The sequence below is a fragment of the Sphingomonas sp. Leaf33 genome (genome assembly GCF_001421785.1).
Taxonomy (GTDB): domain Bacteria; phylum Pseudomonadota; class Alphaproteobacteria; order Sphingomonadales; family Sphingomonadaceae; genus Sphingomonas.
Window position 1 is genome coordinate 510778 of record NZ_LMLB01000001.1, and the last position, 23180, is coordinate 533957.

Below are 23180 nucleotides of genomic sequence, written 5' to 3' on the forward strand. Positions count from 1 at the left end.
CCCCCTCCACCCTTCGGCTGGCGCCGAACGGTCCCCCTCCCCGTACCGGGGAGGAGTTTGGTGAGCCTGGCCCCGCGCCTCGACCTTCGCCAGTCGCAATCGCTGGTGATGACGCCGCAGTTGCAGCAGGCGATCCGCCTGCTCGCGCTGTCGAACCTGGAAATCGAAGGCTTCATCGCTGAGGAGATCGAGAAGAACCCGCTGCTGGAGGCCGGCTCGACCGACGCGGTCGATACGCCCGAGCCGGTGATCGTCGAACCCGCGGAGGCCGGCGGCGGCGACGGCGAAGCGGCGCTCGACATCGACACCGCGTCGGCGTTCGAGAATGATTCGCCCGGCGACCGCGACGGATCGATGGGGCTGTCGGGGACCGGAAACGGCGCCGCGCCCGAGGACGGCCCGGACCTCGACGGCTTCGCCAACCCCGATGTCAGTCTCGCCGATCACCTGCTCGCGCAGGCGGGCGCGGTGGTCGACGGCGCCGACCTGTTCATCGCCGCGCACCTGATCGACCAGATCGACGAGGCGGGATATCTGACCGCGCCGCTCCTCGACATGGCCAATCGGCTGGGCGTGCCGCTCGCGCGGGTCGAGGGCGTGCTCGCGCAGGTCCAGACGCTCGACCCGACCGGGGTCGGCGCGCGCAGCCTTGGCGAATGCATCGCGCTCCAGGCCAGGGAGGCCGATCGCTACGACCCGGCGATGGCGGCGCTGATCGACAACCTGGACCTGCTGGCACGCGGCGAGCGCGCGCGGCTGAAGCGTATCTGCGGCGTCGACGACGAAGACCTGGCCGACATGATCCGCGAGTTGCGCGACTATGATCCCAAGCCCGGTTGCCGCTACGGTGGGGAAAGCGCGCCCGCGGTCGTCCCCGACCTGTTCATAACGAAGACCGCGGCCGGCTGGCGGATCGAGCTCAATTCGGCGACGCTGCCGCGCGTGCTGGTCAACCGCCGCTATCATGCCGAACTGTCGAGCGTCGGCGGCGACAAGGCATCGAAGGCGTGGCTCAGCGATTGCCTCGCCAGCGCCAACTGGCTGGTAAAGGCGCTCGACCAGCGCCAGCGCACGATCATCAAGGTCGCGACCGAACTGGTAAAACAGCAGGAGGCATTCTTCCTGAAGGGCGTCGCGCACCTGCGCCCGTTGACGCTAGCCCGCGTCGCCGAAGCGATCGAGATGCACGAATCGACCGTCAGCCGCGTGACGTCGAACAAATACCTCAGCTGCGCGCGCGGCGTGTTCGAGCTGAAATATTTCTTCACCTCCGCGATTGCGTCGGCCGACGGCGGCGAAGCGGTATCGGCGGAAGCCGTGAAGGCGGCGATCAAGACGCTGATTTCGGCCGAGGACCCCAAGGCGATCCTGAGCGACGACACATTGGTCGACCTGCTGAAGGCAAAGGGCTTCGATATCGCCCGGCGGACGGTCGCCAAGTATCGCGAGGCCATGGGGATCGGCAGTTCGGTCCAGCGGCGCCGGCAAAAGGCGCTGGGCGCGGCCGCCTGAACAGCAGCGAGACCCCGGATGTAGCCGGTTACCGAATCTTCAAATTCGGAACGCTAGCGTACCGGAATGAACGCTGCCTTCGCCATCGAGACCCGACGCGACCTGAACCTGCTGGACGTTCGCATGGCGGGATTCTTCTCCCTGGACGACGTGGCCCGCTACCGCGCCGCGATGACCGAGGCGAGTCGGGCGCTGGGCGGTGATCCCGGACAGCAACGCCTGCTGTGTGACATCAGCGAAATGCGCATCCAGTCGCAGCAGGTGGTGGAGGCGTTTCGCGAGAACATGGCCGATCCGCTCTACGCCCGCCGCCGCATCGCCTTCGTCGTATCTCCGACGCTGGCACGCACCCAGGTCCAGCGCGCGATGGGCAACCGGACGGCGCGCCTGTTCCTGGCGCGGGAGGAAGCGGAAGGTTGGTTGGCGGAGGGGGGCTGAGCCGCCGCCTTGCGTGGGGTCAATCGTCCTCGTCCTCGAATCCGACCAGGTCGAGGGCGCGCGCCTTGATCTGGCGCATCGCGCACCAGTGGACCAGCGCATCCTCGCGGCCATGCGTCACCCAGACTTCGCGCGGGCGGAGTTCCTCGATCGTCGCGGTCAGTTCGTCCCAGTCGGCGTGATCGCTGAGGATGATCGGCAATTCGATGTTCTTCTGTCGCGCGCGCTGGCGCACGGTCATCCAGCCGCTGGCCATCGCCGCGATCGGGTCGGGAAGGCGGCGCGACCAGCGGTCGTTGAGCGCGGACGGCGGGGCGACGACGACGCGCCCCATCAGTTCGGCCTTCGCGACACCCATCGCCGGACGCAGGTCGCCCAGGTCGATGCCGTTTTCGACATAGAGGTCGCACAACCGTTGCAGCGCGCCGTGGATGTAGATCGGGTCGTCGAAGCCCATCACGCGCAACTCGCGGATCACGCGCTGCGCCTTACCCAGCGCGTAGGCGCCGACCAGCACGCAGCGATCCGGGTTGGCGCGCAGCGTGGCGAGCAGTTTGTCCATCTCGTCATGGGTCTCGGGATGGCGGAACACCGGCAGTCCGAAAGTCGCTTCGGTGACGAAGACGTCGCATTTGACCGCTTCGAAGCGCGCACAGGTCGGGTCCGCGCGGCGCTTGTAGTCGCCCGATACGACGATGCGCTCCCCGCGGTGGTCGAGCACGATCTGCGCCGAGCCGAGCACATGGCCGGCGGGTGCGAAGCTGACCTCGATATCGCCCAGCGTCAGCGATTCTCCGTACGCGACCGGGCGTGCGGTCTGCGGGCCGTAGCGGACTTCCATGATCTGCAGCGTCTCGGGCGTCGCCCAGACTTCGCCATGCCCGCCGCGGGCGTGGTCGGCGTGGCCGTGTGTCACGAGCGCGCGCGGAACCGGGACCGACGGGTCGATCCATACGTCCGCCGCCGGCAGGTAGATGCCCGTCGGGTGGGGCTGCACCCAATCGCCCAATCTCGCCATGGGTACGCAAGCGTCCGAGCGACCAGGGTGTTCCGGCGGATCGTTTGGCGCGCGGGGTTCGTTGGGCGAGAAAGGCTTTCTTCCGAGAGGTTTGCGACATGGACACGGGCGGCGGATTCTGGAGCATCCTGACGATCGTCGGCCCGCTGGTGCTGATAGCGGTGCTGGCGTGGGTCGTCCTGGGCAACCGGCGGTCGAAGGCCGCGGAGCAGCGCACGGAAGAGGCGACGCGCGCGAATTACGAGCGGCAGGAGCGGGCGGACCGATCGCACGAGTCCCACCACTGACCGCCCCGCCAATTCCCGGGTCGGTGCGATGCTGTTGGGATGCCCGCGCGCGCGTCCTATATCGCTGATACGTGACGCCTCTCCCCGATCTTCCCTCTCGACTCACCGATTGGTTCACCACGCGCGGCTGGTCGCCGCGTCGCCATCAGCGCGAGATGCTGGCGGCAGGGCGTGCCGGTGAACACGCGCTGCTGGTCGCGCCGACAGGCGCCGGCAAGACGCTGTCGGGGTTTCTCCCCAGTCTGGTCGACCTGATCGAGACGCCCGGTTTCGATGGTCTTCACACCCTTTACGTGTCGCCGCTGAAGGCGCTTGCCGTCGATGTGCAGCGCAACCTGATGACCCCGATCGAGGAGATGGGGGTGCCGATCCGCGTCGAGGCGCGCAGCGGCGACACGCCGTCCGATCGCAAGGCGCGCCAGCGGGCGAAACCGCCGCACATCCTGCTGACGACGCCCGAGAGCTTGAGCCTGCTGCTGAGCTATCCGGACAGTTTCGAGATGTTCGCGCGCCTGAAAACGGTGGTGATCGACGAGGTCCATGCCTTTGCGACCGGCAAGCGCGGCGACCTGCTGGCGCTCGGCCTTGCCCGATTGCAGGCGATCGCGCCCGCCATGCGCCGGGTGGCGCTGTCGGCGACGGTGGCGGACCCGGACGGATACCGCGCGTGGCTTGCACCCGATGGCGACATCGACACGGTACGCCTGGTCCGCGGCGAACCCGGTGCCGAGCCGAACATCGCGATCCTGCTGCCGCAGGGCCGCGTGCCGTGGTCGGGTCATTCGGGGCGCTATGCAGCACCGCAGGTGATGCGCGAGATCGAGGCGCGTCGGACGACGATCGTCTTCTGCAACACGCGCAGCCTCGCCGAGCTGATCTTCCAGGATCTGTGGAAGGAGAACGACCAGAGCCTGCCGATCGGCGTTCACCACGGGAGCCTTGCCAAGGAAGCGCGACGCAAGGTCGAAACCGCGATGGCCGACGGGCGACTGCGCGCGCTGGTGGCGACCGCCAGCCTCGACCTGGGGGTCGACTGGGGCAACGTCGATTGCGTGATCCAGATGGGCGCGCCCAAGGGCTCCAGCCGGATGCTCCAGCGGATCGGCCGCGCCAACCACCGGCTGGACGAACCGTCCGAAGCGGTGCTCGTGCCGGGCAACCGCTTCGAATATCTGGAAGCGCGCGCGGCGCTGGACGCGGTGGAGGCGGGCGAGCTCGACCCCGACATCTTCCGCCCCGGTGCGCTCGACGTGCTGGCACAGCATATCATGGGTGTTGCCTGCGCCGCGCCGTTCGAGCGCGACGCACTGCTTGGCGAGGTCCGCAGCGCGCTCCCCTATTCCGCGCTGCCCGACGAGACCTTCGACCGGGTGCTGCAGTTCATCGCCGACGGCGGCTATGCCCTGCGCGCCTACGACAAGTTCAAGCGGCTGACGAAGGGCCCGGACGGCATCTGGCGCGTCAGCCACCCGCGTTTCGTCGCGCAGCACCGCCTGAACGCCGGGATCATCGTCGATGCCGTCACGCTCGACGTGAAGTTCAAGAACGGTCGCAAGCTCGGCACGGTCGAGGAATATTTCGCCTCCAGCCTGTCGGTCGGCGACACCTTCTTCTTCGCAGGGCTCAGCCTGGAGGTCGAGCGGATGGATGTCGCCGACCTGTGGGTCCGCGCGACGACCAAGCCCGCGCGCATTCCGACCTATGTCGGAACGCGCATGGCGCTGTCGACCAATCTCGCGCACCGCGTCCGCACGTTCCTGTACGATCGCAGCGAGTGGCACCGCTTCCCCCCCGACGTGCGCGAATGGCTGGAGGTCCAGGACCGCCGTTCGATGCTGCCCGCGCCCGACCAGTTGCTGGTCGAGACGTTCGAGCGCGAGGGGCGGCACTATATGATCGCCTACAGCTTCGAAGGCTGGAACGCGCACCAGTCGCTGGGCATGCTCATCACCCGCCGGATGGAGGCGCTGGGACTGAAGCCGCTGGGGTTCGTATCGAACGACTATGCGCTGGCCTGCTACGGGCTGGAGCCGATCGACGACCCCGCGGCATTGTTCTCGCCCGAAATCCTGGAGCATGAATTCGTCGACTGGGTGCAGGGATCGAACCTGCTGAAACGCGCCTTTCGCGAGGTCGCGGTGATCGGTGGCCTGGTCGAGCGCCAGCATCCCGGCAAGCGCAAGTCGGGCAAGCAGGTGACGTTCTCGACCGACCTGATCTACGACGTTCTTCGCAAGTACGAGCCCGGCCACCTGCTGCTTCAGGCGGCGTGGGACGATGCGCGCGCGCGGATGACCGACGTCGGGCGGCTGGCCGACCTGCTCGACCGGGCGCAGGGTACGATGCTGCACGCGCGGCTCGACCGCATCAGCCCGCTGGCGGTGCCGGTGATGGTGCTGATCGGGCGCGAGAGCGTCGCGCAGTCGGGCGCGGCCGACGATGCGCTGCTGACCGAAGCGGAGGCGCTGGCGGCCGAGGCGATGGCGCTGGATTAGGTCGCCCGTGTTTCCGCGCAGGCGGGACTTCATCCCCCGTTGAGCGCGGCTTCGCTAGGCAAGCCGCTCCTCGCCCCCGCGCAGGCGGGGGCCCATCTCCCGGTCTGTCCGCCAGGCGAGTGCGGGAGATGGATTCCCGCCTACGCGGGAATGACGGGCTTTTGATGACCGGAGACTGAGACAGGGGGGCCCCCACTTCGCGGGGGCGAGGAAGGCTTGGGGCGGGGGTGTGAGATACTTGCGCGCCGTCCTGCGCAGGCATAGCCTGCTGGCATATCCTGGAGAGGTTGCGATGGGCGTTCCTGCCATCCTGCTGCCGCTGCTCGGCCTGCTGCCGATCGCATCCGATGTCGCACAGGCGCCGCCGCCGCCCGACACCGCGCCGGTCGCGCTGACGGTGGTCGAGGACCGGATGACCGTACCCGTGCAGATCGCCGGTGCCGGGCCGTTCCGCTTCGTGATCGACACCGGGTCGGAACGCACCGTCATCTCGCGCCAGCTGGCGAGCACGCTTGGCCTGGCTTCGGCGGGCGCGGTCAACGTCGTGACGATGAGCGGGCGGACGCGGGTCGGCACCGTCATCATCCCGTCGCTCAGCCTGTCGAGCGTGCCCGGCATCGGCCGGATCGACGCGCCCGCGCTCGACGCGCAGAATCTGGGCGGGATGGGACTGCTCGGCATCGACACGCTGCAGAATCACAAGGTCATCATCGACCTGGATGCGAGGACGATGGCGGTGGCGCCGTCGGTCAGGCTCAAGCGGACACCGATCGCCGTGCCGGGTGAGATCGTCGTGCGCGCTCGTTCCACGATGGGGCAGTTGATCGTCACCGACGCGGATGTCGACGGGACGAAGGTGCGCGTGGTGCTGGATACCGGGTCCGCAATCACCGTCGGCAATTCCGCGTTGAAGCGGCTGATGCAGCGCACCGGCCGCTTCCGGCCGCTGATCCTGCACAGCGTGACCGGCGGCACGGTGACGACGGATTATGGTCGCGCAGGCCGCATCCGCCTGGCGAGCGTCCAGTTCACCGACATGCCGATCGCCTTTGCCGATGTCGCACCGTTTGCGCATTTCGGGCTCGACAGGCGCCCGGCGCTGATGCTCGGCATGGATGCGTTGCAGTCGTTCCGCCGCGTCGACATCGACTTCGCCAACCGCGAGGCGCGGTTCCTGCTGCCGCGGGGGATCCGGCCGGCATCGACGTGTCGCATCGCCTGTTAACCCCTTGAAACGCCGAGTCGCGTGCGTGTAAGGGCGGCATATGGTTCGCTTTTCGTTCGCTGGTGTCGAGCTGGACGCGCTGCGCGAGGGCGCGCTGTACTGGCCCGCGCGGCGCGCGCTGCTGGTCGCCGACCTGCATTTCGAAAAGGCGAGCTGGTTCGCGAGTTTCGGCCAGCACCTGCCGCCCTATGATTCGCTCGTCACGCTCGATGCGCTGACCGCCTTGGTGACCCGGACCGGCGCTGCCGAAATCTGGTGCCTGGGCGACAGCTTCCATGATGCGAAGGGGTGCGAACGCCTGCCCGAAGTCGCGCAGGAACGCCTTCGCGCACTGACCGCGGCGACGCGCTGGACGTGGATCACCGGCAACCACGACGCGGGCCTCGTCGACCACTGCGGCGGCGAGATCGTCGATGAGGCGGTGGTGGGTGGCCTAGTCCTGCGCCACGAAGCCTGCCCCAGCGATCCGCGGCCCGAACTGTCGGGGCATTTCCACCCGAAGCTGCGCGTGCGGGTGCGGGGGAAACAGGTCGCGCGGCGCTGCTTCGTCGCGACGCCGACCAAGCTGATCCTGCCGGCGTTCGGTGCGCTGACCGGCGGGCTGGACGTCGACCATCCCGAGATCGTCCGCGCGGTGGGGACGGGCGCGCAGGCGATAGTGGCGCTCGACGACCGGCTGCTGCGGTTCCCGATCGCGGCGTAGCGAGGCCTGACGCTCGCCATCCCCCCAGCCTGTCGCCCCGGACGTGTTTCGGGGTCCACCAGGCGGCTTGGGAAGGACCTTGGGCTCGAGGAATTCCGTAGCGGCATAGTGGACCCCGGAACAAGTCCGGGGTGACGAAGGAAGGGAGTGCGCGGCCACCGACGAAGTGCACGCAACCCGCTTTAGCTAACCCCCGCCCCCTGCTATCGCCCGGTCATGCCCCATCTCTACCTGGTCGACGGCTCCGGCTACATCTTCCGCGCCTATCACCGCCTGCCGCCGCTGACGAACAAGCATGGCGAGCCGGTCGGCGCGGTCTATGGCTATACGACGATGCTGTGGCGGCTGGCCGACGACCTGCACAAGGCGGATGGGCCGACGCACATGGCGGTCGTGCTCGACAAGTCGTCGGTCAGCTTCCGCAACGAACTCTACGATAAATACAAGGCGCACCGCCCGCCGCCGCCCGAGGACCTGATACCCCAGTTCCCGATGATCCGCGATGCGACGCGCGCGTTCAGCCTTCCGTGCATCGACGAAGCCGGGTGGGAAGCCGACGACCTGATCGCCAGCTACGCCAAGGCGGCACTGGCGCAGGGGTGGCAGGTCACGATCGTCAGCAGCGACAAGGACCTGATGCAGCTCGTCGAGGACGGCAGCCTCGACATGCTCGACACGATGAACAACCGCCGCATCGGGTCAGCGGAGGTCTTCGAGAAGTTCGGCGTGCCGCCGGGCAAGGTCGGCGAAGTGCTGGCGCTGATGGGTGACAGCGTCGACAACGTTCCCGGCGTGCCCGGCGTGGGTCCCAAGACCGCGGCCAAGCTGATCCAGGAACATGGCGACGTCGAAGCCGTGCTCGCCGCGGCCGAGACCATGAAGAAGGGCAAGCTGCGCGACAATCTGATCGAGTTCGCCGAAAGCGCACGGATCAGCCGCAAACTGGTCGAGCTTGCCTGCGACGTGCCGCTGCCCGACGCGCTGGAAGACCTGGAGCTGAAGGGCATTCCCGACGCCCCCTTGCGCGCATTCCTGGAGCATCATGGCTTCAAATCGCTGCTGGCGAAGCTTGGCACCGGCGCGAGTGCGGCGGATGCGCCGGTCGAGACGCCTGCGGCTCCCGGCATGCCCGAGGTCGATGCCGATCCGCCGTGCGATCACGATGCGTACGAGACGGTAGTCGATCCCGAACGGCTCGACCACTGGGTCCAGATCGCGCGTCATCAGGGCTTCGTCGCGATCGATACCGAGACGACCGGGCTCGACGCTACTCGCGCCGAACTGGTCGGGGTCAGCCTGGCGCTCGCGCCGAACCTCGCCTGCTATGTGCCGATCGGCCACGGCGGCAGCGACATGTTCGCCGAACGGCCGCCTCAGATCGACCGGGCTGTCGTAATCAAGAAGCTGAAGCCGCTGCTCGAGGATCCGAGCGTCCTCAAGATCGGGCACAATCTGAAGTACGACATGATCGTGCTCGGGAGGCTGGGGCTGACCGTCGCGCCCTATGACGACACGATCGTGATGAGCTTCGACCTCGACGCCGGGCTGCACGGCCACGGCATGGACGAGCTCGCTGCGACGCACCTGTCGCACAGCTGCATCGCGTACAAGGATGTGACGGGGACGGGCAAGAAGGCGATCGGCTTCCACGAAGTCGATCTGAAGGCCGCCACCCGCTACGCCGCCGAGGATGCCGACGTGACGCTGCGGCTGTGGCGGCGCCTGAAGCCGCGCCTCGCCTTCGAAGGCTCGACCCAGGTGTACGAGATGGTCGATCGCCCGCTGCCCGCGGTCGTCGCGACCATGGAGATGCACGGGATCAAGGTCGACGCCGATCATCTGGCCCGGCTTTCGGCCGATTTCTCGACCCAGATCGCGGCGCGCGAGGAGGAAATCCACGCGATCGCCGGGTTCAAGTTCGCGATCGGCAGCCCCAAGCAACTGGGCGACGTGCTGTTCGACAAGATGGGGATCAAGGGCGGGCGCAAGGGCAAGTCGGGCGTCTATTCGACGGATGTGAACGAGCTCGAACGGATCGCCGCCGACAAGGATTCGCCCGGCCGCGAGATGGTGGTGAAGGTGCTCGACTGGCGCCAGCTGTCGAAGCTGAAGTCGACCTACACCGACGCGTTGCAGGCGCAGATCAATCCGGCGACCGGCCGCGTCCACACCAGCTACAGCCTGACCGGCGCGCAGACCGGGCGGCTGTCGTCGACCGATCCAAACCTCCAAAACATCCCGATCCGCACCGAGACCGGCCGTCAGATCCGTGACGCGTTCGTGGCCGAGCCGGGCAACCTCATCCTGTCCGCCGACTATTCGCAGATCGAACTGCGCCTGGCCGCGCACATCGCCGACGTGCCGCAGCTGCGCGAGGCGTTCGAACGCGGCGACGACATCCACAGCATGACCGCGCAGGAACTGTTCGGCACGGTCGACCGCGACACCCGCGGTCGCGCCAAGACGATCAATTTCGCGATCCTGTACGGTATCTCGCGCTGGGGGCTGGCCGGGCGGCTGGACGTGACGCCGGACGAAGCGCAGGCGATGATCAGCCGCTATTTCGAACGCTTCCCCGGCATCAACCGCTACATCGCCGACACGCTGACCGAGGCGAAAGCGCGTGGCTATACGTCGACGCTGTTCGGGCGAAAGACGCACTTCCCGCGGATCAAGGCGTCGAACCCGAACGAGCGCGCCGGCAGCGAACGCGCCGCGATCAACGCGCCGATCCAGGGCACCAGCGCCGACATCATCAAGCGCGCGATGACGCGGATGGGCCCGGCACTGGCCGACGCGGGGCTGGGCCATGTCCGGATGCTGCTCCAGGTCCACGACGAACTGGTGTTCGAGTTGCCCAAGGGCGATGTCGCGGCGGCGACCGAGGTCATCCGACGCGTCATGGAGACGGCCGCCGAGCCGGCGGTGAAGCTGACCGTGCCGCTGGGGGTCGAGATCGGGACCGGCCCCAGCTGGGGCGCGGCGCATTGATCGCCGGTTCCGTGCCCCAAATCCCGTTCGCACTGAGCAAGTCGGGCACCCATCAAAGTATTACTTTGATGGGACCCTGGCCGAAGTGCTGCCCTTCTTCTGCGTGGAAGAAAGGGCCAGGCTTCGACACGCTCAGCCCGAACCGGGTGTGGAATGGCTGAGTCGCAGCAGGACATCGCCGCGCTCGCCAAGGGCGGGCGCACGAACATCGCGGGCTTCGCGCTGCGGCTGCTCGCGCGGCTGCCGTTCCTGTTCATCGCAGGGCGCCTCTACGGTCCGGATATCGTCGGACGCTTTGCGCTTGCGGTGGTGGTGGTCGAATTCGCCGCGCTGGTCGCGACGCTTGGGCTCAAGCGCGGGCTCGCACAGGCGCTGACCGCGACCGATCGGCCGCATGTCTGCGTCGCGTGGGACGCGATGGCGGTGGCGTTCGTCGCGTCGATGATCGCCACGGCAATACTCTTCGTCTTTCCCGAGGCGATGTACCCAAACAGCGAAATCTACGGCGCCGAACGATTCCTGAGCCTGATCGTGATCGCGGTCGCCTGGTCCGACATCAGCCTCGCCGCGCTGGCGTACCGGCTGAATGTGAAGGCCACGGTGACCGCGCGTGCGGTGATCGAGCCGTGGACGATCTCGATCGCGGCGTGGGGCTTCTATTACGTGTCTGCGCGCGACGGGCTGATCTTTGCCTATGCCGTCTCGATGGTCGCGGCGCTGACCGCGTCGCTGATCCCGTTCGTGCGCAGCTATGGCGTGCCCAAGGGGTGGAAGCCCGAGCTGCGACCGCTGTTCGCGCTGGCGCGCGCCAATGCGCCGCTGGCGGGCGCCGACACGCTCGAATGGGCGACGCGTAACGTCGATCGCTTCATCCTGGGGCTGATGTTTACGCCGACCGTCGTCGGCATCTATTACATGGCACAACAGGTGTCGTCGCTGCCGGCCAAGCTGAAGACCAGCTTCGACCCCGTGCTGGGCCCCGTCATTACCCACAGCCTGAAGGAGAACGACCGCGCGGCGGTGGCGCGGCAGGTACGGCAGGTCGGCTTCTGGATCGTCGCGGCGCAGGGGATGCTCGCGCTGATGGGGTCGATCCCGGGCGAAGCGGTGATGGGCGTCGTCGGCCCACAGTTCGTCGCGGGCACCGCAGCGCTCGCCTTCCTGCTGATCGCCGAGGTGCTGGCCTCGCCCGGTGCGGTCAGCGAATCGGCGCTGGTCTACATCGCCCGGCATCGCAACCTGATGATCTCAGTCTGCGTGCTGGCGTTCCAGATCGGCTTGAGTTTCGCGCTGATCCTGGCGATGCGCTGGGCGGGCTGGCCGATCAACTATCAGGCGGCGGGGGTCGCGGTCGCGCTGATGATCGCGCTCGCCTGCGGATCGCTGGCGAAGGCGTTCTTCCTGACGCGGCTGCTCGGCGCCAGCGTCAACCCGATCCGCTGGCCGCTGGTCTGGGCGGTGATCGCGGCGGTGCTGGTCGGCTTCGCGTTCACGAGGTTGCCCAAGCGGTTCGAATGGGCCGAGCTGCTGATCGGCGTGCCCGCGATCGCCGCGACCTATGCCTTCGTGCTGTGGAAATGGGCATTCGGCGAGGAAGACCGCGCGCTGTTCCGAAAGATGCCGAAGGCTGAAGCGAACGCTTAACCTTCACCCGTTCGTGCTGAGCGTGTCGAAGCACTGCCCTTCTTTCACGGCCTCTTGCGTGCGGCACGAAGAAGGGCAGCCCTTCGACAAGCTCAGGGCGAACGGGGGAGGTCTCAGTGCCGGAAGTGGCGCATGCCCGTGAAGACCATGGCGAGGCCCGCGTCATCGGCCGCCGCGATCACCTCATCGTCGCGGATCGAGCCGCCCGGCTGGATGACCGCCGTCGCGCCCGCTTCGACCGCGGCGAGCAGGCCGTCGGCGAAGGGGAAGAAGGCGTCCGACGCCACTGCCGAACCGATTGTCTTCGGCTCTGCCCAGCCGGCCTTGTCGGCGGCATCCTTTGCCTTCCATGCGGCGATGCGCGCGCTTTCCAGGCGGTTCATCTGCCCGGCACCGATGCCTGCAGTCGCGCCATCCTTGGCATAGACAATCGCGTTCGACTTGACGTGCTTGGCGACTGTCCAAGCAAAGCGGCAGTCGACGAGCTCCTGCTCCGTCGGCTGGCGCTTGGTGACGACGGTCAGGTCGCCAAGCTGTCCGCCGTCGCGGCCTTGCAGCAGCATCCCGCCGGCGATCGACTTCAGCATCATGGCCGGACGCGCCGGGTCGGGCAGCGCGCCGGTCAGGATCAGGCGCAGGTTCTTCTTCTTCGCGAACACAGCTTTCGCCGCATCGTCGGCCTCGGGTGCTGCGACGACTTCGGTGAAGATGCCGCTGATCGCCTCCGCGGTCGGGCCGTCGAGCGGACGGTTGACCGCGATGATCCCGCCGAATGCCGACACGCTGTCGCAGGCCAGCGCCTTTTCATACGCCTCAACCAGCGTGTCGCCGGTCGCGACGCCGCACGGATTTGCGTGCTTGACGATGACGACGGTCGGCGGTCCGTCGCGAAACTCGGCGACCAGTTCCAGCGCGGCGTCGGCGTCGTTCAGGTTGTTGTACGACAGGTCCTTGCCCTGCACCTGGACATGGTCGGCGATGCTGCCGGCGGGCGCGAAGGCGGGCAGATAGAGTGCGGCCGACTGGTGCGGGTTTTCGCCGTAGCGCAGCGCCTGGCCGCGCTTCAGCGGCACGCTCAGACGCTCGGGGAACTGCTCGCCCTGGTCGGCGAAGGCGAACCAGCTGGCGATCATCGCGTCATATTCGGCCGTGGCGGCAAACGCCTTGGCGGCGAACCTGCGGCGCTCGTCGAGCGTCGTCACGCCGCGCGCGACCGTCGCGTAATCGGCCGGATCGGTGACGATCGCGACGTGCGCGTGGTTCTTGGCGGCCGATCGCACCATGCTCGGGCCGCCGATATCGATATTCTCGATGATGTCGCCGCGCTCCGCGCCCCGCGCGACGGTCGCGCCGAAGGGGTAGAGGTTGACGACGACCAGGTCGATCATGCCGATGCCGTGGGTGTCGGCCGCGGCCATGTGCTCGGCCGTATCCCGGCGCGCGAGCAGGCCGCCGTGGACGACCGGGTGCAGCGTCTTCACCCGCCCGTCCATCATCTCGGGGAAACCGGTCAGGTCCGATACGTCACGCACGACGATGCCGGCGTCTCGGATCGCCTTGGCGGTGCCGCCGGTCGATACCAGCTCGACGCCCTGTTCGCCGAGCGCGCGGGCGAGATCGACGAGGCCGGTCTTGTCGGACACCGAGAGCAAGGCGCGGCGGATGGGTACGTCGGTCATGTTCGGTCCTTATCTGGAGCGGTGGAACCACCAGCTGACGCTCGTGCCGCCGGGGGGCGTTTCCCCGGTGACGACGAGCTGTTCGGTCGGATGCGGCCGGCCGTCACCGTCGATCCACAGGCTTTCCTCGACGCTGAGCGCGCCGCCCTTGCAGCGGAATTGCCACAGGATGTTGCCGGGCAGGCGCAGCAGAGCGGCCTGGCCGTCGGCGGTCGGCGACACTTCGACCGAGGGCGCGAGGTGGAAGCGGATCGCAAAGCCGAGCGGCCCCGAACGCCGCCGCCCCTTGCCGGTCGCCAGCAGCGAATCCTCGCCGCGCACGTCGCGGCCGTCGGCGCCCAGCGCGATCTGGCGACGGTGGGTCAGGCCATAGCGGCGGACGTAGCCGTCGTGGCTCGCCTCGATCCGACTGACGGTGTCGGTTTCCGCGCGGGCCAGCTCGACCTCGCGGACGCCGCGGCCCAGCGTCCCGTCGGCCTGAAGCGCGGTCGAATTGGAATCGCCGAGCGTCAGTGTCGAATGGGCGGCGGTCGTGCGCAGTCCTTCGGTCAGGGCCGGGGGCAGCTGTGCGTTGGCCGCGCGCGCGCCGCCGCAATTGACGACCAGCCGATTCGCGCCGTCCGACATCTCGAAGGCCAGCGTGGAGGCGCAGCCGCCGTCGATCAGCTGTCCGACCGGCGGCGGGGCGGCATCGACGATCAGAACGGTGCCGGCATTCGCCAGCCGCTGATAGCCCCAGCCGCGCGCCTGCCGCAGCGGGCGGGTGCGGATATCGCTCGCCGCGATCACCGCGTCGATGGTCTCGCCCGAGATCGGCCCGCCGCCCTGCCAGCTCGACAGACCCCGGTCGCCGTGCGCGACACCGAGCAGCGCGGGCACGAGCTTGCCGATCGCCATTTCGATCTGCGCAGGCATTTCCATCCGCCGTGCGGCATAGACGGCACGCAGCGCGACGAGCGTCATCAGCGCATCGAGCTGTCCGGCGGGCGAGCGCATGACGGTACCTCCGTCGTCGGACACCGATGCGGTCAGCGCGCGGACCATGCCCGCTTCGCCGAACACGCGGCGCGGGTCGCCGCCGGGGATGATCAGGCCGGCCGCGATGACCCCGGCCCAGGCGGCGATCCGCGGGGCGCCGGCCGGCACCTTGTCGGCGGTCCGCTCGACGTGGCGCGCGCCGCGCGCGATCGCGTGGAGCACCGACGATCGATAGACGAGGTCCGCCGACGACAGGATCAGCGGCGCGTGCGCGACCCACGCCAGGATGCGCCTGGCGGTCAGGTCGGGCCGCCACGCCGGGTCGGACACCGTCTCGCCATGGGCGCCGAGCCAGGCGCGGGTGATCGCCTCGGCGATCGGGGCGCCCTGTGTGCGCGGCGCGACGGTCGACAGGTCGCGCAGCCAGCCGAAACCGTGGACATGGTCGGCAAAGGCGCGGGATGCGCCGGGCAGCGTGGCGTCCAGCCCCTCGATCGCGCGGCGCTCACCGCGCAGTGAGATATGCCCGTCGAGCAGCGCGCGCCCGCGCGGCGGGTCGCCGGCGAACGGATCGTCGGCGACCGTAATCAGCTTCAGCGGATGCTTGCCGCGCAGGCGCAGCCCGTGGAGCGGCGTGCGCCAGGTGAGCCGGTGGAAGCGCTCGGCCAGCCGCTCGGCGAGCGACAGGCCGGTGTCGCCACCGACCCGGATCAGCCGCTTGCCTTCGTCGATCCCGTCGACGGGCAGGTCGTCGGGCGGCGCGGTGCTCATGCGGTCGCGTCTTCACCCCGAAGCGCGCGGATGTTCGCGGCGTAGCGATCGGGCCCGCCGCGGAAGGTCGCGCTGCCGGCGACCAGCACATCGGCACCCGCATCGACGCAGGCCCGCGCGGTCGCGGCATCGACGCCGCCATCGACCTGCAGGTCGATCTGGCGGCCCGACATGTCGATCATCTTGCGGATCGCGGCGATCTTCTTCAGCTGGCTCTGGATGAAGCTCTGCCCGCCGAAGCCGGGGTTGACGCTCATCACCAGCACCAGGTCGACCATGTCGATCAGGTAATCGAGCATCTTGGCCGGCGTCGCCGGGTTCAGCACGACGCCGGCGCGCTTGCCGAGCCCCTTGATATGCTGGACGGTGCGGTGGACGTGGGGGCCGGCTTCGGGATGCACGGTGATGATGTCGGCGCCCGCTTCGGCGAACGCGTCCAGATAGGCGTCGACCGGCGAGATCATCAGGTGGACGTCGAACGGCTTGGGGCTGTGCGGGCGCAGCGCCTTTACGACCGCCGGGCCGATCGTGATGTTCGGTACGAAATGCCCGTCCATCACGTCGATGTGGATCCAGTCGGCGCCCGCGGCGTCGATCGCGCGGATTTCCTCACCCAGGCGGGCGAAATCGGCGGACAGGATGGAGGGTGCGATGCGGACCGGCTGCATGCCCGCTGCCCTTACGCACGCGGGCGTGAGGGCACAAGTCAGGCGTTGCGCGTCATCGCCGCGATGAAGAATCCGTCCAGGCCGCCCTGGTCGGCCAGCATCCCGGGCAGCGTGCGAACGAAGCCCTCGGCGGTCGGCGCGACGCCCGTCGGCAGTACGGACGGGTCGGCAGGGGCGGGGGAGAAGTCGGACCGATCGGCCAGGAACGCCGCGACCTGATCCTCGCCTTCCTCGCGCTCCAGCGAGCAGACGGCATAGACGATGGTGCCGCCCGGCCGCACCCAGTCGGCGGCGCGGGCGAGCAGGGCGGCCTGAACCTCACGCGCCTCGGCGATGACGCGGGGGGAGGCGCGGTGCAGCACATCGGCGTGGCGACGGAAGATGCCGGTCGCGCTGCACGGCGCATCGATCAGAATCGCATCGAACGGCTCGGGCGGCGTCCAGGTCAGCGCATCGGCGACGACGATCCCGGCAGAGAGGCCGGTGCGCGCGAGATTGTCCGACAGGCGCGACAGGCGCGCCTCCGAGATGTCCAGCGCGGTCACGTCCCACCCGGCGGCGGCGAGCTGCATGGTCTTGCCACCCGGTGCGGCGCACAGGTCGAGCACGCGACCCGCGCCGTCACCCAGCACGCGCGCCGGCAGCGATGCCGCGAGGTCCTGCACCCACCAGCCGCCTTCGGCGAACCCCTCCGCTGCTCGCACGCCGGACCCTGCGGGAACGCGGACGTGGCGCGGGAGCAGCGTGACGCCTGCGGGATGTTCGACATCGTCGGCCTTCAGCGACAGGTCGAGCGGCGGCTGGTCGGCGATCGCGCGCCCCGCAGCGGCAACCATGTCCATCCCCCACGCGGCCTCCCACCGCGCGGCGACCGCTGCGGGCAGGGTGGCGATGTCCGGCAGCGTCGCGTTCTGGCGCATGAGCGTGCCGAATACGCCGTGGACCAGTTTGCGCGGGCCGCCGTCGACCAGCGGCAGCACGGTCGAGATCGCGGCGTGCGGCGGCGTTTCCAGCAGGATGGCCTGCGCGAGCGCGATCCTGAGAGCGAAGCGGGCCTTGGCATCGTCGGGCAATGCTTGGCGCGTCGCCGAATCGATCAGCGCGTCGAGATCGGCAAGCCGCCGCAACACCTGCGCAGCGATGGCGTGGGACAGCGCGCGATCGGACGGGTTGTCGAGCCCCTGCGTCGCATTGTGCAGCGCGCCTTCCAGCGCCTGGCCGCGCCGCAGGACGGCATCGAGCAGGCGCAACGCGGCGCGGCGCGCGGGAACGCCGGGGGGATCGTCGCGGGTGGGCTTGTAAGGGGCAGGCATCGCGCCGATGTGGCGGGTTCGATCGCCCGACGCAATCGCTGGAGACTGGATCATGGGTCAGCGCCCGCCGCATGTGACACCACCCGAGGACCTGCCGCCAAGCCCGCCGGTACCGGCGCCCGGACCCGACACCCAGCCCGAACCCGGCAGCGATCGCCACCCGACGCGGTACGGCGACTGGGAAAAGAAGGGCATCGCCATCGACTTTTGAGTCGATCGGTCGTTGCGACACAGGAACAAAATCGGGTGTCGCACGTCCCGAAGCGATGACGCTGCATCATCGCCGCTGGCTTAAATGGGTCGGGATTGCCCTTGTCGCGCTGCTGGCGCTGGCTGTGCTGGCGCTTGCGGCCTTTCCGGTCGCCCCGTTCCGCGCGCGCGCCGAGCGAATCCTGAGCGAACGGTTCGAACGGCCGGTGACGATCGGTGCGCTCGAGCGGACGCCGGCGTTTTCGTTCACGCCGACCATCCGCATCCGCGATATCCGCATCCCGCAGCCGGCGTGGGCGGGGTCGGGTGACCTGGCGCGGATCGCCTCTGTGGACGTGCAAATCCGCGCGCTGGGGCTCATAACGGGCCGCATCGATCCCAAGAGCGTGACCGCGACCGGCGTCCGGCTCGACCTGATCCGCACCGACAAGGGGCGGACCAACTGGGACCGCGAGGATGCGAAGCGTGACGGTGGCTCGGGCGACCCTTTGCGCCTCGACGGGCTGAGCGTCCGCGATGCGACCGTTCGCTACCGCGATGCCAAGCAGGACCGGCACTTCACCGTCGCCGTTACCTCCGACGTCAATGGCTTCGTCGCACGTGGGCAGGGCGCGGTGCGCGGTGCGGCGGTGCGGATTTCGATGAGCGGCGCGCCGATCATGGCGGGCGGCCAGCCTTGGCCGTTCCGCGCCCGGATCGATGGCCCCGCGTTGTCGATGACGGCGCGCGGGCGGATGAGCGCGCCGCTCGATACGCAGCACATGACGCTGGCGGTGACGGCGCAGGCATCCAGCCTGAAACTGATCGATGCGGTGATCGAGGCAGGACTGTTCGGCACGCAACCCGTCCGCCTGACCGCCGACGTGCGTCACGCGGGACCGAAATGGCAGGTCGAGAACATGCGCGGCCGGATCGGCCGGTCGGACTTCACCGGCCGCCTGGGCGTCGACAAGACCGGCGGCCGCACCGTGCTCGACGGCGACATCCATGCGACCGGACTCGATTTCGACGATCTGGCCGACGATGCCGGTCGTGCGCGCGCCGCGGCGCTGGAACGCGCGGTGGGTCCGCGGATCGTGCCGAACACCCGCGTCGATATCGGCAAGATCACCTCGACCGATGGCCGGATCGCCTTCCGCATCGACCGCATTCTCAGCCGCGAGCCGTCCGCGCTGACCAGCGCGTCGGGCGTGCTGGTGCTTGAGAGGCAGTTGCTGACGATCGAACCGCTGCGGATCGGCCTGACGCGCGGGACGATCGGCGGCAAGGTCGTCGTCGATCAGCGCGGCGGACGGGCTGACCCGGTGGTGACACTGGCGCTCGACCTGAAGAACAGCCGCATCGGCGCCCTGTCGGGTGGCGGCGCGGTCAGCGGCGCGCTCGACGGCCGCGTCCGCCTGACCGGGGTGGGCGAGACGATCCGCAGTGCGGTCGGCCGGGCGGACGGTCATATCGGCATCGTCGCACGCGACGGGGCACTGCCGGCGAAGATGGCGGCGATGCTGGGGTTCGATGCTGGCCGAGCGCTGACCGCCGACGACGACGCGCGGGCCGGCTTGCGCTGTGCGGTGGTGCGACTGGAGGTTTCGGGCGGGCGCGGCCGGTTCGACCCGCTGATCGTCGATACCAGCGCCAGTCAGACGCGCGGTTCGGGCGGTGTCAGCTTTCCCGCCGAGACGATCGCCGCCAAGCTGACCGGCGCACCGAAACACGACAGCATCCTGCGCGTGCCGGGATCGGTGCTGGTATCGGGGACGCTCAGCAAGCCGCAGGTCGTCGTCCCGAAGGAAACGAAGTCGGTCGGCAATATCCTGAAAGGGCTCGGCCGGGCGATCACCGGCAAGCAGGGGCCGACCGCCGCCAACGCCGATTGCGCCGCGCTCAGCCGGCGGGCGATCGGGCGATAGCGCATACGGTTCGGGGGCCGGCGCCTAAACGGAACCGACCCCCGCCCCCGATACGCCACCCGGGGGACCCGTCTTCCCGCTGCTACGCAACACGCGGGGAAGCTCTGGAAAATTTTGGAATGGCTTGGCCGGACAGCGGCGAAGCCGCTGTCGTCGGTCGGGTCACCTCGCGGTGACCCGCCGGCCGGCTCGCGCTATTTGCTTCGCAAACCGGCGCCGTCGCCTTGTCGACGCGCCTTAGCGCGAGCGCGCGCAACCCCGCGGCGGATCCGACTTGTCGATCGCGCGACCGGCGACCGCGCCGACGACACCACCCAGGATCGCGCCCAGCGTCCCGTCACCGCGACGCCCTGCCAGCGCGTTGCCGGCCAGGCCGCCCGCGATCGCACCGATCACCGTGCCGCCGTCGCCGTCCTTGCAGGGGTTCTGGCGGTTGTTGATGTACCGGCGGTCGTTGCCACGATAGTTGCGATACCCGCGATCATAGCCGTAGCCATCGTTGTACCCGCGGTCGTAGCCGTAGCCGCGGTCGTAGCGCTGGGCCATTGCCGGGGTGGCGGCCAGGCCGCCCGCAAGGGTTGCGAACGCGGCACCGGCGAGCGTCAGTTTCTTGAACATCGAAAATCTCCTCACGTCTCAACTTCGTCCGGCGGCGGTTCGATTCGGAACGTCGCCCTTCGACAAGACACTGATTCGCATATCCGCGGTGGCCGCTCGCTGAATGCGGCTGTTATCGTTCGTTCAGCGAAACGGGTGTCGCGGGGCCTGTGTGCGCGTTAGGGCGGGCACAGTGCGCGTGCTTCTGATCATCCTGGCGGTCCTGATCGTCGTGCCGACATGGAGCGGCGACGAACGACTGCCGCTGTGGGACGGCGTACCGCGCGTCACCGCGACCCGCGTGCCGCTATCGACTGCGCGACCCGATCTCTCCCGGCTGGGCGCGCTCACCTATCTGGGCGGCGTGCATCTGAGCAGCCGCAACTGGGCGTTCGGCGGCTTTTCATCGCTCGTGGTTCGCGGCGACCGGTTCCTGTTGCTGAGCGATGGCGGGCTGACGCTCGATTTCGCGATGGGCGCGGACTGGCGCGTACGCGACGTGCGTGCCGGCGTGCTGCCGGTCGGGCCGGGATCGGGCTGGCGCAAGCAGGACCGCGACAGCGAATCGATGGTCGCCGATCCCCGCACCGGCGACCTGCTGGTCGGCTTCGAACGCCATAACGCCATCTGGCGCTACGATGCCGGCCTGACGCGCGTGATCCGCCACCGCGTGCCCCCGCGCATGAAGCGCTGGCCGCGCAACGGCGGGCCCGAAGCGATGGCGATCCTGAAGGACGGCCGGACCGTGATCTTCTCGGAGGATGCCCGTCCGCCTGGCGGCGGGCCGGGTCGGCAGGGGCTGATCGTCACTGGCGATCCGACCGCGCCCGGCACACGATCGGCGCGTTTCACGCTGCTCCCGCCGCACAATTACGATCCGACCGATGCGGCAGTCCTGCCCGATGGCCGGCTGCTGGTCCTGACGCGCACGTTTTCGGTACCCGAGATGTTCACTGCCAAGCTGCTGCTGATCGACCCGCGCGCGATTCGCCGCGGTGCGCGTGTGCGCGGGACGGAGATCGCCAGCTTCACCGGTGACGTGATCCACGACAATTTCGAGGGGCTGGCGGTGACCCGTGAGGGCAAGGCGACGATCGTCTGGGTGCTGTCGGACGACAATGGCCCCAGCCTGATCGAACGCACGCTGCTGCTGAAGTTCCGGTTCGACGGATAGACCGGCGGGCCAGTGCCGAAAGGCGACGCATCATACACGCGAAGCGCCGCCCCGATACGGATCGGGACGGCGCTTCGTGGAAACCAAGGGATCGCGCCGGCGGATGAGCGCCGGTGCGAGCCCGGTTTACGCGGCCTTTGCGGCAGCCAGCTTCTTGACCACGTCGCGCTTCAGGCGACGGGCGCGCAGCGACAGGTCGGTGTCGCTGGTCTTGACCAGCCAGTTGTCCAGGCCGCCGTTGTGCTCGACCGAGCGCAGGCCGTGGGTCGATACGCGCAGACGCACGCTGGTGCCCAGCGCGTCGCTGATCAGCGTCACGTTCTGCAGGTTCGGCAGGAACGTCCGCTTGGTCTTGTTGTTGGCGTGGGAGACATTGTGGCCCACCTGCCGGCCCTTGCCGGTCAGCTCGCAAATGCGCGACATCGCTTGAAATCCTGATCTACCAACGGTCGAAACCGACCCGGAAAGGCCGCGCCCCTACCCCGCGACGCGCGGTGCGTCAACCGATTCACGCCGCGCCCATGCAACTTAGCACGGAGAAGCGGCGTTTGGTTACGCGAACGATTCGAAACGTGAGGGGAGCGTGTTCATGCGTGCATTACTGGTTCTACTGGGTCTGGCGGTGGTGGTCGCCATCATCCTGATGTCGCTCGGCATGATCTCGATCGACGGTGGCCGCCTTCCACGTGTCGCAGTGCAGGGTGGCCAGGCGCCGAAGGTCGATGTCGGCACGATCGATGTCGGCACCGTCAACAAGACCGTGCAGGTCCCGGTCGTCGAGGTGAAGAAGGCCGACACCACCACCGCGCCGGCACAGTGAGCGCGCGCGCAGGACAGGTCGTGGCGGCAGTGCTGCTGCCGCCGCTCGGCGTGTTCCTGCGCCACGGGGCGGGCCGCGACTTCTGGATCGCCTGCGTGCTGACGCTGATCGGGTTCGTGCCGGGCGCGCTGTTCGCGGTGTGGAGCGTGCTGCGCGATTCGAGTGACGGGATGGCCGCCACCGTCTAACCGACGATGATGTTCCCGCTCCCGCCCCCGATGCGCGCCGCGCTCGACGCCGCTGCCGAGGCGGCGGGGCGGGGCGAAGTTCCGGTCGGCGCGGTTGTGATTCGCGACGGCGAGATCGTCGCGGCCGCAGCGAACGCGCCCCGCGCGCTGCTGGACCCGACCGCCCATGCCGAGATGCTGGCGATTCGCCGCGCAGCGCAGGCGCTGGGGCGCGATCGGCTCGACGACTGCGACCTGTGGGTGACGCTGGAGCCCTGCGCGATGTGCGCCGGCGCCATCGCCCACGCCCGCATCGTCCGGTTATATTACGGCGCGAGCGACGCGAAGGGGGGTGCGGTGGAGCATGGCCCGCGCTTCTTCGGCCAGCCGACCTGCCACCACCGGCCCGAGGTGTATTCGGGGATCGGCGAGCGCGAGGCGGCCGGGCTGCTGCGCGAATTCTTTGCCGCGCGCCGCTGACCGATCGATGCGGAACGGGTTTGCCCGCGACGCGTAGGTCTTGCATCCTCACCCCGTCCACCGGCTGCAAGCGCCGGGGACGTCCGCATTTCAAGGAGGCTTC

Annotated in this window: 21 protein-coding genes; 14 read left to right on the forward strand and 7 right to left on the reverse strand. The window is 68.8% G+C overall.

What is annotated here, in order from left to right:
* Window positions 1-60 precede the first annotated feature (60 nt).
* Both rpoN and ASE86_RS02600 read left to right on the forward strand, forming a co-directional pair.
* Window positions 61-1512: an RNA polymerase factor sigma-54 gene (rpoN, locus tag ASE86_RS02595; protein ID WP_056421985.1), complete on the forward strand. Its 1452-nt coding sequence runs from the start codon at window positions 61-63 to the stop codon at window positions 1510-1512.
* A gap of 66 nt (window positions 1513-1578) precedes the next feature.
* Window positions 1579-1950 carry an STAS/SEC14 domain-containing protein gene (locus ASE86_RS02600; RefSeq protein WP_056421987.1) on the forward strand — a complete coding sequence of 124 codons (372 nt, stop codon included), beginning with the start codon at window positions 1579-1581 and terminating at the stop codon, window positions 1948-1950.
* A 19-nt stretch (window positions 1951-1969) separates the two neighbouring features.
* Here the strand turns inward: ASE86_RS02600 and ASE86_RS02605 are convergent, their stop codons facing one another.
* Complete coding sequence (locus tag ASE86_RS02605; protein WP_056421989.1) at window positions 1970-2968, reverse strand: ligase-associated DNA damage response exonuclease; 999 nt, start codon at window positions 2966-2968, stop codon at window positions 1970-1972.
* Between the two features lie 98 nt (window positions 2969-3066).
* Here ASE86_RS02605 and ASE86_RS02610 point away from each other — a divergent pair, with 98 nt between their 5' ends.
* From ASE86_RS02610 to ASE86_RS02635, 6 genes are all read left to right on the forward strand, one after another.
* On the forward strand, window positions 3067-3255 hold the full coding sequence (locus ASE86_RS02610; RefSeq protein ID WP_056421991.1) for a hypothetical protein: 189 nt from the start codon (window positions 3067-3069) through the stop codon (window positions 3253-3255).
* A gap of 71 nt (window positions 3256-3326) precedes the next feature.
* A complete protein-coding gene (locus tag ASE86_RS02615; protein WP_082441615.1) occupies window positions 3327-5750 on the forward strand; it encodes a ligase-associated DNA damage response DEXH box helicase in 2424 nt (807 codons plus the stop codon).
* 292 nt (window positions 5751-6042) lie between these two features.
* Window positions 6043-6975 carry a retroviral-like aspartic protease family protein gene (locus ASE86_RS02620; RefSeq protein ID WP_056421994.1) on the forward strand — a complete coding sequence of 311 codons (933 nt, stop codon included), beginning with the start codon at window positions 6043-6045 and terminating at the stop codon, window positions 6973-6975.
* Between the two features lie 40 nt (window positions 6976-7015).
* Window positions 7016-7678, forward strand: a complete 663-nt coding sequence (pdeM, locus tag ASE86_RS02625) for a ligase-associated DNA damage response endonuclease PdeM (RefSeq protein ID WP_056421996.1) — start codon at window positions 7016-7018, stop codon at window positions 7676-7678.
* Window positions 7679-7894: 216 nt separating this feature from the next.
* Window positions 7895-10669 (forward strand): DNA polymerase I, encoded by a 2775-nt coding sequence (gene polA / locus ASE86_RS02630; protein ID WP_056421997.1) that lies wholly within the window; start codon window positions 7895-7897, stop codon window positions 10667-10669.
* A gap of 153 nt (window positions 10670-10822) precedes the next feature.
* Window positions 10823-12313 carry a lipopolysaccharide biosynthesis protein gene (locus tag ASE86_RS02635; protein ID WP_056421998.1) on the forward strand — a complete coding sequence of 497 codons (1491 nt, stop codon included), beginning with the start codon at window positions 10823-10825 and terminating at the stop codon, window positions 12311-12313.
* A gap of 113 nt (window positions 12314-12426) precedes the next feature.
* Here ASE86_RS02635 and purH read toward each other — a convergent pair whose 3' ends face one another.
* The 4 genes from purH to ASE86_RS02655 are packed head-to-tail and all read right to left on the reverse strand — an operon-like array spanning window position 12427 to window position 17722.
* Entirely contained in the window at window positions 12427-13992 is a 1566-nt protein-coding gene (purH, locus tag ASE86_RS02640; RefSeq protein ID WP_056421999.1) for a bifunctional phosphoribosylaminoimidazolecarboxamide formyltransferase/IMP cyclohydrolase, read from the reverse strand.
* A 9-nt stretch (window positions 13993-14001) separates the two neighbouring features.
* The gene (locus ASE86_RS02645) at window positions 14002-15741 is read right to left on the reverse strand and encodes a heparinase II/III domain-containing protein (protein WP_056422001.1); all 1740 of its coding nucleotides are present in this window, start codon (window positions 15739-15741) and stop codon (window positions 14002-14004) included.
* Window positions 15738-16409, reverse strand: coding sequence for a ribulose-phosphate 3-epimerase (gene rpe, locus ASE86_RS02650; RefSeq protein WP_056422003.1), 672 nt, complete (start codon window positions 16407-16409; stop codon window positions 15738-15740). Before rpe ends, ASE86_RS02645 begins: the two co-directional genes overlap by 4 nt.
* A gap of 38 nt (window positions 16410-16447) precedes the next feature.
* Entirely contained in the window at window positions 16448-17722 is a 1275-nt protein-coding gene (locus ASE86_RS02655; protein ID WP_056422005.1) for an RsmB/NOP family class I SAM-dependent RNA methyltransferase, read from the reverse strand.
* A 52-nt stretch (window positions 17723-17774) separates the two neighbouring features.
* On the opposite strand from ASE86_RS02655, the gene ASE86_RS15600 reads away from it, so the two are divergent.
* Window positions 17775-17933, forward strand: coding sequence for a DUF1674 domain-containing protein (locus ASE86_RS15600; protein ID WP_082441617.1), 159 nt, complete (start codon window positions 17775-17777; stop codon window positions 17931-17933).
* A 55-nt stretch (window positions 17934-17988) separates the two neighbouring features.
* On the forward strand, window positions 17989-19839 hold the full coding sequence (locus tag ASE86_RS02660) for an AsmA family protein (protein ID WP_056422007.1): 1851 nt from the start codon (window positions 17989-17991) through the stop codon (window positions 19837-19839).
* Window positions 19840-20076: 237 nt separating this feature from the next.
* On the opposite strand, the gene ASE86_RS02665 is transcribed toward ASE86_RS02660, so the two are convergent.
* On the reverse strand, window positions 20077-20457 hold the full coding sequence (locus tag ASE86_RS02665; protein ID WP_056422009.1) for a glycine zipper 2TM domain-containing protein: 381 nt from the start codon (window positions 20455-20457) through the stop codon (window positions 20077-20079).
* A gap of 172 nt (window positions 20458-20629) precedes the next feature.
* On the opposite strand from ASE86_RS02665, the gene ASE86_RS02670 reads away from it, so the two are divergent.
* Window positions 20630-21610, forward strand: a complete 981-nt coding sequence (locus tag ASE86_RS02670) for an esterase-like activity of phytase family protein (protein ID WP_056422011.1) — start codon at window positions 20630-20632, stop codon at window positions 21608-21610.
* A gap of 126 nt (window positions 21611-21736) precedes the next feature.
* Here ASE86_RS02670 and rpmB read toward each other — a convergent pair whose 3' ends face one another.
* Window positions 21737-22033 carry a 50S ribosomal protein L28 gene (gene rpmB, locus ASE86_RS02675; protein WP_056422013.1) on the reverse strand — a complete coding sequence of 99 codons (297 nt, stop codon included), beginning with the start codon at window positions 22031-22033 and terminating at the stop codon, window positions 21737-21739.
* Between the two features lie 166 nt (window positions 22034-22199).
* Between rpmB and ASE86_RS02680 the strand changes: the two genes are divergently transcribed.
* Genes ASE86_RS02680 through ASE86_RS02690 form a run of 3 tightly spaced genes read left to right on the forward strand, consistent with a single transcriptional unit; the run spans window position 22200 to window position 23077 of the window.
* Window positions 22200-22430 (forward strand): hypothetical protein, encoded by a 231-nt coding sequence (locus ASE86_RS02680; protein WP_082441821.1) that lies wholly within the window; start codon window positions 22200-22202, stop codon window positions 22428-22430.
* Window positions 22427-22618: a YqaE/Pmp3 family membrane protein gene (locus ASE86_RS02685; protein WP_056422017.1), complete on the forward strand. Its 192-nt coding sequence runs from the start codon at window positions 22427-22429 to the stop codon at window positions 22616-22618. The genes ASE86_RS02680 and ASE86_RS02685 overlap by 4 nt, the downstream gene beginning before the upstream one ends.
* Window positions 22619-22624: 6 nt before the next feature.
* Entirely contained in the window at window positions 22625-23077 is a 453-nt protein-coding gene (locus ASE86_RS02690; protein WP_056422019.1) for a nucleoside deaminase, read from the forward strand.
* The last annotated feature ends 103 nt before the right edge of the window (window positions 23078-23180 follow it).

Bases quoted from the DNA above. Each gene is read 5' to 3' on its own strand.
- ASE86_RS02680 (WP_082441821.1), top strand. From the start codon at position 22,200: ATGCGTGCATTACTGGTTCTACTGGGTCTGGCGGTGGTGGTCGCCATC.
- ASE86_RS02605 (WP_056421989.1), bottom strand. From the start codon at position 2,968: ATGGCGAGATTGGGCGATTGGGTGCAGCCCCACCCGACGGGCATCTAC.
- ASE86_RS02600 (WP_056421987.1), top strand. From the start codon at position 1,579: ATGAACGCTGCCTTCGCCATCGAGACCCGACGCGACCTGAACCTGCTG.
- purH (WP_056421999.1), bottom strand. From the start codon at position 13,992: ATGACCGACGTACCCATCCGCCGCGCCTTGCTCTCGGTGTCCGACAAG.
- ASE86_RS15600 (WP_082441617.1), top strand. From the start codon at position 17,775: ATGGGTCAGCGCCCGCCGCATGTGACACCACCCGAGGACCTGCCGCCA.
- rpe (WP_056422003.1), bottom strand. From the start codon at position 16,409: ATGCAGCCGGTCCGCATCGCACCCTCCATCCTGTCCGCCGATTTCGCC.
- ASE86_RS02610 (WP_056421991.1), top strand. From the start codon at position 3,067: ATGGACACGGGCGGCGGATTCTGGAGCATCCTGACGATCGTCGGCCCG.
- ASE86_RS02660 (WP_056422007.1), top strand. From the start codon at position 17,989: ATGACGCTGCATCATCGCCGCTGGCTTAAATGGGTCGGGATTGCCCTT.
- rpmB (WP_056422013.1), bottom strand. From the start codon at position 22,033: ATGTCGCGCATTTGCGAGCTGACCGGCAAGGGCCGGCAGGTGGGCCAC.
- ASE86_RS02665 (WP_056422009.1), bottom strand. From the start codon at position 20,457: ATGTTCAAGAAACTGACGCTCGCCGGTGCCGCGTTCGCAACCCTTGCG.
- ASE86_RS02620 (WP_056421994.1), top strand. From the start codon at position 6,043: ATGGGCGTTCCTGCCATCCTGCTGCCGCTGCTCGGCCTGCTGCCGATC.
- ASE86_RS02655 (WP_056422005.1), bottom strand. From the start codon at position 17,722: ATGCCTGCCCCTTACAAGCCCACCCGCGACGATCCCCCCGGCGTTCCC.
- ASE86_RS02635 (WP_056421998.1), top strand. From the start codon at position 10,823: ATGGCTGAGTCGCAGCAGGACATCGCCGCGCTCGCCAAGGGCGGGCGC.
- ASE86_RS02645 (WP_056422001.1), bottom strand. From the start codon at position 15,741: ATGAGCACCGCGCCGCCCGACGACCTGCCCGTCGACGGGATCGACGAA.
- ASE86_RS02690 (WP_056422019.1), top strand. From the start codon at position 22,625: ATGATGTTCCCGCTCCCGCCCCCGATGCGCGCCGCGCTCGACGCCGCT.
- pdeM (WP_056421996.1), top strand. From the start codon at position 7,016: ATGGTTCGCTTTTCGTTCGCTGGTGTCGAGCTGGACGCGCTGCGCGAG.
- polA (WP_056421997.1), top strand. From the start codon at position 7,895: ATGCCCCATCTCTACCTGGTCGACGGCTCCGGCTACATCTTCCGCGCC.